This is a genomic window from Cryobacterium sp. 10I1 (genome assembly GCF_035019805.1).
In the GTDB taxonomy this organism is placed as follows: Bacteria; Actinomycetota; Actinomycetes; order Actinomycetales; family Microbacteriaceae; genus Cryobacterium; species Cryobacterium glucosi.
Map to the genome: position 1 here is coordinate 1 of NZ_JASJVF010000134.1, position 9,290 is coordinate 9,290.

General features: G+C 69.0%; 5 protein-coding genes and 1 pseudogene. 3 read left to right on the forward strand and 3 right to left on the reverse strand.

Features of this window, described 5'->3' with window-relative positions:
- Positions 1-418 (forward strand): annotated as a pseudogene (locus QN345_RS12055) (large membrane associated protein); the annotation flags it as partial.
- 179 nt (positions 419-597) lie between these two features.
- Here the strand turns inward: QN345_RS12055 and QN345_RS12060 are convergent.
- Genes QN345_RS12060 through QN345_RS12070 form a run of 3 tightly spaced genes read right to left on the reverse strand, consistent with a single transcriptional unit; the run spans position 598 to position 3,413 of the window.
- A complete protein-coding gene (locus QN345_RS12060) occupies positions 598-1,398 on the reverse strand; it encodes an HAD-IIA family hydrolase (RefSeq protein WP_134446205.1) in 801 nt (266 codons plus the stop codon).
- A 52-nt stretch (positions 1,399-1,450) separates the two neighbouring features.
- The gene (locus QN345_RS12065) at positions 1,451-2,140 is read right to left on the reverse strand and encodes a metal-dependent transcriptional regulator (protein ID WP_134561951.1); all 690 of its coding nucleotides are present in this window, start codon (positions 2,138-2,140) and stop codon (positions 1,451-1,453) included.
- 10 nt (positions 2,141-2,150) lie between these two features.
- Complete coding sequence (locus QN345_RS12070; RefSeq protein WP_134446207.1) at positions 2,151-3,413, reverse strand: Nramp family divalent metal transporter; 1,263 nt, start codon at positions 3,411-3,413, stop codon at positions 2,151-2,153.
- 87 nt (positions 3,414-3,500) lie between these two features.
- Between QN345_RS12070 and QN345_RS12075 the strand changes: the two genes are divergently transcribed.
- Together QN345_RS12075 and QN345_RS12080 are read left to right on the forward strand one after the other, a co-directional pair.
- Positions 3,501-4,145, forward strand: coding sequence for a TrmH family RNA methyltransferase (locus tag QN345_RS12075; protein WP_322189132.1), 645 nt, complete (start codon positions 3,501-3,503; stop codon positions 4,143-4,145).
- Between the two features lie 223 nt (positions 4,146-4,368).
- Positions 4,369-9,290, forward strand: a 4,922-nt coding sequence (locus QN345_RS12080) for an isopeptide-forming domain-containing fimbrial protein (protein ID WP_323508684.1), incomplete at its 3' end; no start/stop codon positions are given.

Consider the following 9,290-nt stretch of genomic DNA (forward strand, 5'->3'; position numbering starts at 1 on the left):
CGAAGTGGGTGTGCTCCACGCCGCTGCGCAGCCGGTCGGCGTGCACGCCTGGCAGACCCTGTTCGGCGGCGAATGCCTGCAGCCCTACGTCTCCCCGTGGGAGGAGACCTTCACGGTCGCCGACTGCGCGGCCCCGCACCAGGCGCAGCTCGTCTATCGCGGTCTGTTCCCCGGGGACGCGACGACTCCGTTCCCCGGCGAGGCGGCGCTTGCTGCGCAGATCAACCTGCTCTGCAGCGCGCCCGGCGTGATCGACCTCACCGCTGCGGCGGCGTATCCCGATGTGCAGGTTCAGGGCAGCTACCCGATCACTGCTGCACAGTGGGCGGATGCCCCGCACCAGTACTTCTGCTTCGTGAGCCGGTCCTCCGGCGACGGCATCACCGGGAGCCTCGCCGGCCCCGGCCCGACCGCTTAGCCGCAGGAACTCCCGGCTCCTCGTTCGTCGCTGTGCCGAATCCAGGAGTCGAGCCCTGCGAGCCGAGGCAGGGCCCCAGACGAGTGCCGCGCATCCGCCCTGTTCGGGTGGGGACGCGCTCAACTCCTGAATTCGGAACGCGCCAACCGGATGGGCGACGCGGGGTGACGCGGGGTGGGCTAGATCTCGTCGGACTCGACGGGTTCGAGGGACACGAGCTTGTCGACGCCGGAGATGATCTCGTCCGGGCGGAACGGGTAACGGCTGACCTCGGCCTCGTCGCTGATCCCGGTCATCACGAGCAGCGTGTACAAGCCGGCCTCGATACCGGCGACGATGTCGGTGTCCATCCGGTCGCCGATCATCGCGGTGTTCTCCGAGTGCGCGCCGATCTTGTTCATCGCCGAGCGGAACATCATCGGGTTCGGCTTGCCGACGACATACGGCTCCATGCCGGTCGCCTTCGAGATGAGAGCGGCGATGGCGCCCGTCGCGGGCATCGGGCCGTCCGCGCTCGGCCCTGTCGCATCCGGGTTCGTCGCGATGAAGCGCGCACCGGCGAGCAGCAGGCGGATGGCCTTGGTGATGGCCTCGAAGGAGTAGTTGCGGGTCTCGCCCACGACGACGTAGTCGGGGTTCGTCTCCGTCATGATGAACCCGGCCTCGTGCAGGGCCGTCGTCAGGCCGACCTCTCCGATCACGAAGGCCGTTCCGCCGGGCATCTGGCTCTTCAGGAAGTCGGCGGTCGCGAGGGCCGAGGTCCAGATGCGCTCCTCTGGCACGTTGAGTCCTGAGGCGCGCAGCCGGGCGCTCAGGTCACGCGGCGTGAAGATGGAGTTGTTGGTCAGCACGAGGAACGGCGTTCCCGCGTCGCTCCATTGCTGCAGAAGCTCGGCGGCCCCGGGCAGCGGGCTGTTCTCGTGGACCAGCACCCCGTCCATGTCGGTGAGCCAGCATTCGATCTCGTCACGGCGTGTCATTCGGCGCTCCTCGGGTTCCCCTCCAGAGTAGCGTTCCGGGGTTTGGTCGGTGTCATCGCTTCGATTCCGCGCGGGGCTCGTCGGTGGGCTCCGCATCGAGCCAGATCGACGCGGCCTCCGCATCGGTCAGGTGGCGGATGCTGCCGTTCAGCAGTCGCACGACGCCCGGTCCCAGCAGCGCGAGCACGGTTCCCGGCCCGATGCCGTCGCGTGCGAGGCCTCGGAGCACGACGGGATCCCGGTCGCTGATCCGCAGGACGACGCCGACGAGGCCGGGGCCGGCTTCGGCCGCGACGAGCCCGGCGCGCGCGGTGACGGAGCCGTCAGCCGCGGGGATCGCGTCGCCATGCGGGTCGACCGCCGGCCGGCCGAGGCGTTCGTCGATGGCGTCGAGCAGCCGGTCCGAGAGGGAGTGTTCGAGGATCTCGGCCTCGTCGTGCACCTCATCCCAGTCGTAGCCCATCTCGCGCACGAGCCAGGTCTCGATGAGGCGGTGCCGTCGCACGACCGCGCTCGCGCGCAGCAGCCCGACGGGGGTGAGGGAGAGAGGCCCGTACGGCACGTGCGTGATGAGGCCGGCGGCCGCGAGCTTCTTCACCATCTCCGTGACCGAGGAGGGAGCGATCCCGAGCCGGGCTGCAAGAGCCGACGGGGTGATCGGTTCCGGCTGCCACTCGGTGTGCGCATAGATGGTCTTGAGGTAGTCCTCAGACGCCGGGGTGCTCGTGCCGTTGTGTTTCATGAGCCGCTCCCTATGCTCCGGTGAAGATCAGCACGAGCAGGACGACGTTGAGCGTGACCAGCAGGATGGCGGTGATGATCCCGGCCAGCGTCGTGAACCAGCGGTTGGTGTATTCGCCGAGCAGGCTCCGCCGCGAGGTCAGCCAAACCAGCGGGATCAGCGCGAACGGGATCCCGAAGGAGAGCGCGACCTGGCTCAGCACGAGGGCCTCGGTCGGGTTGAGGCCGAGGCCGAGGATGATGAGCGCCGGGATCAGCGTGACGAGGCGACGGACGAGCAGCGGCAATCGCAGCTGCAGCAGCCCGTGCATGATCTCGGCACCGGCGTACGCGCCGACGGAGGTCGAGGCGAGCCCGGATGCGAGCAGGCCGATCGCGAACACCGTCGCGACGATCGGCCCGAGGCTCGACTTCAGGGCGTCATACGCGCCCGGAAGCGAGTCGGTTCCCGGAATGCCCTGCAGCGCAGAGGCGGCGACGACGAGCAGGGCCACGTTGACGGTGCCGGCGAGGATCATCGCGAGGGTCACATCCCAGCGGGTGGCCCAGAGCAGGCGGTGCGTGGTCGGCCGGTCGTGGGCACCGGGAAACCGGTCGCGGGCGAGGGCGGAGTGCGCGTAGATCGCGTGCGGCATGATCGTCGCACCGAGGATCGACGCCGCGAGCAGCACCGAGTTGCTGCCCTCGAACCGCGGCACGAGGCCGGCGAGCACGCTCGCAGGGTCCGGCGGGGCGAAGAACACCCCGGCGGTGAACCCGATCGTGATCACGCACAGCATTGCGACGATGACCCGCTCGAAGCTCTGTGCCCCACGCCGGGCCTGCGCGGTCAGCACGAGCATCGAGACCGTGCCCGTGATCACGCCACCGAGCAGCAGCGGCAGCCCGAACAGCAGGTAGAGCGCAACCGCACCGCCGATGATCTCCGCGAGGTCGGTCGCCATCGCGACGAGCTCCGCCTGCAGCCAGTACAACCGCCGCAGAAACGGATGCTTGAACCGGCTGCCGAGGATCTCCGGCAGGCTCTGCCCGGTCACGATCCCGAGCTTCGCGGAGAGGTACTGGATCAGCCACGCCATCAGGTTGCCCGAGAGCACCACCCAGACCAGCAGGTACCCGAACCGGGCGCCCGCGGTCATATTGCTCGCCACGTTGCCCGGATCCAGGTAGGCAACGCCGGCGACCATGGCGGGACCGAGCAACATCGCCAGCCGGGCGGGTGCTGCCGGCGTCCGCGCCGCATCCGCTACCGTGCCGCCAGCATTTTTAGGCATACCGAAATTATACGCGCGCTCGCCCTGCCCTGGGCACGAGCACGCGCGCGGGGCGGGGGCAGGCGCTGCGCGGGATACGGTGGAGCGGTGACTGAACCGCTGCTCCCCGCTTCCGTACCGACCGTGGAGCTGTCGACGAACGGGGTCGGGCCGTGGCAGGGCGAGTTGCCGGAGGAGGCGTTCTACGACCCCGAGCTCCTCGAGCACGGTGACACCCGCAACGTGATCGACCGGTACCGGTACTGGTCGATGGCCGCGATCGTCGCCGATCTCGATGAGAAGCGCCACCCCTTCCACGTCGCGATCGAGAACTGGCAGCATGACATGAACATCGGCTCGATCGTGCGCAGCGCCAACGCCTTCGGCGCGGACACCGTGCACATTATCGGGCGCAAGCGCTGGAACAAGCGCGGTGCCATGGTCACCGACCGGTACCAGCACGTGCTGCATCACGCGGATGTCGCCACGTTCGTGCTCTGGGCGGCGAACGAAGGCCTGCCGATCATCGCGATCGACAACGTGCCCGGCAGCGTGCTGATCGAAACCTTCGCGATCCCGGAGCGCTGCGTGCTCCTGTTCGGCCAGGAAGGCCCCGGCCTCTCCGACGAGGCGATCGCCGCGGCGGATGCCGTGCTCGAGATCAGCCAGTTCGGATCGACGCGCTCGATCAACGCCTCAGCTGCCGCCGCCGTCGCAATGCACGACTGGGTGCTTCAGCACCGCTTCAAGTAGCCCGCTCACGGAGCCGGAGCCGGAGCCGGAACCGGTGCCGCCCCGTTCTGGGGTGAGCTCCGCCGCGCACTGGGGTCGTCCGAGGGATTGACCGGCGCGATGCGCAACCGGTAGCTTCTAGGAAACGTACTCAACAGGGACGCTTCTGCGTACCCGGGCACCCGAAATGCCCCGCGTACGCCGAAACATCGCTGCTCGCATTGCTTACCCTGGAGTACCCGTCATGCCGCTTTTCCGCCCTGCCATCGTGCCGCGCCACAAAAAGCGTCAGATCCTCTTCGACCACGGTTTCCTCGCCCCGGCCCGGGCGCACATGCGGATCACGGCCAGCGTCCTGGCCGGCCTGCTCGTCGCCGTCGGCCTGACCGTCGGCGCCATTGTCGCCCCGGCGACCGCTGCCGGGATCGTCACCCTCACGGCCAGCAGCACGCCGACCATCCTCGCGGGCGAAAACGCGACCGTGAGTCTCACCGCGACGGCTCCTGCCGGCGGCACAACGGACTACTACAACCTCGCATTCCGGTACCAGCTGCCCGCCGGAGCGAGCTATGTCCCCGGCAGTACGGCAGGGGCAAGCGGCCCGGCCCTCCCTGACCCGACGATCGTGACGATCACCGACGTCGTGGGGCCGCCGGCGGTCACCCACCAGGTGCTGATCTGGCCGAACATCGCCGACCTCGTGCACGGAAGCACCACCGGCCTCACCTTCGGGATCACGCCAGACCCCTCCGTCTTCCTGGTCGGATCTCCCATCCCCGGCAATGCCGCCGTCTACGGTCAGACCGACCCTCGACTGCTCGCCAAGTTCACGCCGACAACCGGCGTCGTCGTCGCAGGCAGCTTCGCATTCACGGATGCCGTCACTCCCGTTTCCACGAAGGTCGCCGCCCTCAAGGTCACCAAGACCGAACCGAGCCCCGAGCATGAACTCATGCGCGGCGCACAGGACCAGGCCACCGTCTACACAATCACCACCAAGAACACCGGGGTCGCCGCCACGACCGGCGTCGTGCTCGTCGACTACCTCCCGGCCGGCCTCGAATTCCTCGGTTGCGGCAGTGTTGACAACAGTGCGGCAGGCACAGAGGAGTACCCGGGCAGCGGCCCGCTCGGCTCCTCCACCGGCGGTCCCTCCTGCGCGACTCCCGCGCTCGTCGAAACGGTCAACGACCGAGCAGGCTTCCTCGGCCAGGTCTTCACGAAGGTCACCTGGAACCTCGGCACCCTCACGGCCGGGTCCACCCGCACCATCACCTATTCGGCCGCGATCCCGCTGAAGGCCAACACGATGTGGCCCGCCGGCCAGGTGCCCAACGCCGCCGCGCGCCTGCAGGCGGCCAACCTGGACAACAACACCGGGGCATCGACTCGCCAGGAGGCGCCAGCCGCCGCCGGCCAGGGCCTCACGAACACCGCAGTCGCCACCGGCACATACACCGGCCCCGTCGCCACTCCCGCGGATGCTGCCGCAACCTCGAGCGACTCCGTGACCGTCAAGGCCATGGACCTGTCGATCGTCAAATCCGTGGACTCCTCGGACTTCGTGGCCGACGGCATCGCGCACTTCACCCTGCTGCTTCGATCGAGTGAGTACACCACCGATTCCGCGATGACGATCACCGACGTCGTTCCCAACGGGCTCTGCCCGATCATGCCCGCTTCCGTCCTGGTGACCGGTCCGCGGGCCGGTCAGCTGCCGGCCGGCTGCACCGGAGGCGGCACGGTGACGGGCGCCACCGTCAACAGCGTCGTCGCCAACGCCGACGGCAGTTTCACGGTCGTGCTCACGCCGAACCCGACGAGCCTCCCGGTGAACACGAGTCGCACGATCGGCTACGACGCCCTGATGTCTTCGACCTACGCCGGAGACAGCCAAAGCGGGCCGACCGTCGCGGGAGACAGCTTCCTCAACACCGTCGGGATCACCGGCACGACAACCGACGTCACCGCCGGCCTCGGCAGCACGCCGGTCACAGACGACTCGTCGGCCGGCCTCGCGTCATCCAGCCCGACCATCACCAAGAAGGTGCTTCCCCGCCCGGCCGCCGGTGGCACCGCCGTTGACTGCGCCGCCGCGGTCAACGCGCCCAACTACACAGACACCCAGGTGCCGACCTACCACCTCGGCGACAAGGTCTGCTTCCAGCTGACCGTGGCGTTCGCAAGCTCAACCCGCACCCGCAACGCCCGCATCACCGACTTCACCCCGGTCGGAACGAGCTTCGACGGCTTCGCGCCCGCGTCAGGAAGCACCGTCGCCGTGACCCCCGCAACCGGCACAGAGTCGGCAACCCCGGCAGGCACCCTGCCCGCCGCCTGGAACCTCGGCACGCCGGACAACGGATCGACCGACCTCTACGTCGCCAAGGGCGCAACCCTGACCCTCTTCGTGAGCGCCATCGTCACGTCGACGTCGCCGACCGCCGTCGTCGACATCACCGCGAACCTGATGAAGTACCGCCAGGAATCCACGGCAGGGGCCGTGCTCGCACTCCGTGACCAGGTCGACTACGCGATCGCCCCTGCCCCCACCGTCTCCCTCGCCAAGAAGATCTCCGCCGTCAACGGTGCAGCCCCGGCCGCGCCGGCAACAGACGTCAAGGTCAAAGAGGGCGACGTCGTGACGTACGCCCTCGACGTCGCGAACACCGGAACGGCCGCCGCAGGCACCGATGTGCCGGTCTCTGCCGTACAGGTCTGGGACGCCCTCCCCGCCGGTTACACCTGCACCACGTGGATCGTCGCGTCGATCACGCCCGCCGGCAGCTGTCTGAATCCCGGTGATGCCGGCTACCCGACCACAAATGCTGTGCCGGCGAACTCTCGCAGCGTCATCGTCTGGACCGTTCCGGGTCCACTCGCCCCAGGAGCGGCAGCCACCCGGCTCAGCTATGCGGTGACGGTTCCCACCGGCGTGAGCGTGTCGACGGTGTTCCCGAATACGGCATCCGTTGTCGCCTTCACCTCGCCGAACACCGCGGGCGGCGACACGGTCTACTTCCCGAAGGGCTCGTTGAACCCTGCCCATGACACCGACGGGAATGCGCTCCCGGCCAACACCACCGCGCAGATCCGCCTCGCCGACGCCGCCGTGGCCAAGACGGGCGTGTCCCGGATCGTGGCGACCGGCAACACCGCCAACCAGGCCGTCGCGGGGGAGCTCGTCGACTACACCTTCTCCGTCACGGTTCCTGCTCATACGACCGTGTACAACGGAAAGCTCTCCGACGCGCTCCCGGCCGGACTGACCATTCCGGTCGGAACCGTCGCGACAGTGTCGAGCGTGCCGGCCGGCGGCTCATTCGACCCGACGAACGGCGCCCTGACCTTCCCTGCAACCTTCGACAACACCGCCGCCGTGGACCAGGTCTTCACGGTGACGCTGCCCGGCGTGCTCGTCGGCGTCGGTCTGGCCTCCGGAACGCTCACCAACACCGCGACCTTCGCGAGCAACGCCACCCTCGGCGGGACCGCGGTGACCCCGCGCACGGCGGCCAAGGCCATCACGGTCGTGACCCCACTGCCGACCCTCGCCAAGATCGTCGACAAGCCCACCGCCCAGGGCAATGACATCGTGACCTTCACTCTCACGGCCGGCAACACCGCCGGCCGCCCCGCAGCCTACGACTCCATCGTCGTCGACTGCCTGCCCGCGGGACTGACCCTGACGGCCTTCCTCTCCCCTGCCGCTTCGCCGACGACGACGAGCGTGCCCGGGGACGGCACCAACGGGTGCGCCACCGGAACCACCAGGCTCGGCTGGGTGCTCCCCGGCACCGGTGCACTCCTGGCCCCCGCCACCACCGTGCTCACCTATTCGGCACGGGTCGCACCCAACTCCGCCGGGCTCGTCACGTACACCAACACGGCGAGCGTTACCGGCTCGACCCTGAGCAGCAACGGGGCGAACAACGCCGCCGTCGAGCGCGTCGTCTCTGCCGCCGCGTCGGCCGTCGTCACGGTCGAAGGCGCCACGACGGTCAAGACGGCCACCCCGAATGCCGTTGCGGTCGGCGGCGCGGTCGCATACACGATCACCGTCACCCTGCCCAAGAACGTCAACTTCTACAACGCATCCATCATCGACACCCTGCCAGCCGGCGTGACCGCGACCGCAGGCTCCGCCACGGTCGCCTGCCGCACCGCCACCGCCGTCGACTGCATCGCCACGCTGCCCAAGGGCCCCGGTTTCACCCTCGCCCCGTCCGGCCAGAAGATCGGCTGGCTCCTCGGGGACGTCGTCGCTGCGACCGAGGACCGCACCGTCACCGTCTCGGTCACCGGCACCGTCACCACGGCGCCCGCCAACACCGCGGGAACGTTGCTGACCAACACGGCCGCTCCGCGCTGGAACGACACGGCCAAGTCCGATCCGGCCAATGCCGCAGCGGGCTTCGACCGCACCGGCCCGGCCGGATCCGCGGGCGTCACCGTGCTCGAACCGGTGCTCAGAATCGCCAAGACCGTCTCCAACGCCACTCCGGAACCCGGCCAGGCCTTCACGTACACCGTCACCGCGACCAACGCGAACACAGCAACGACGTCCGACGCGTTCGCCGTGACCATCGTCGACACCCTTCCCGCCGGGATCGACCCTGCGAGCGTGACGAATATCTCCGGCAATGGTGTGCTCTCCGGCACGACCATCACCTGGACGATGCCGACCATCGCCAAGAACGCGTCCGTCACCCTGACCTTCGACGCCAGGCTGGCCGCGTCACCGAGCCTCACCGGCAGCGCGATCGTGAACAGCGTGAGCGTGACGAGCTACGCCTCCCTGGCGGCCGGCGGCCGGGTCTACACGGCCAACCCGCCGACGGCGACGGCGGCGGTCACCCCGCGCTTCCCGCACATTGACCTCGCCAAGACCGCGACCAACGGTGCGACCGCATACGTGAACACCCCGTTCGGCTGGACGCTGACGCTCACGAACACCGGAGCGGGCACCGCGGCGACCGTCACCCCGACGGATGTCCTTCCCGCGAACTGGGTGTACCTCGCCGGTTCAGGCACGGTCTCGATCGGGAGCGGCGCGGCCGGGCCCCTCGGCGACCCGACGGTGACCACCGCGAGCGGAGTGCAGACCCTGGCCTGGCCCGCGTTCACGGCCGTGGCCCCCGGAACCGTCATCAGCATCCGCTACAG

Coding starts and splice junctions, on each gene's coding strand:
- QN345_RS12060 (WP_134446205.1), bottom strand. CDS start 1,398: ATGACACGCCGTGACGAGATCGAATGCTGGCTCACCGACATGGACGGG.
- QN345_RS12065 (WP_134561951.1), bottom strand. CDS start 2,140: ATGAAACACAACGGCACGAGCACCCCGGCGTCTGAGGACTACCTCAAG.
- QN345_RS12070 (WP_134446207.1), bottom strand. CDS start 3,413: ATGCCTAAAAATGCTGGCGGCACGGTAGCGGATGCGGCGCGGACGCCG.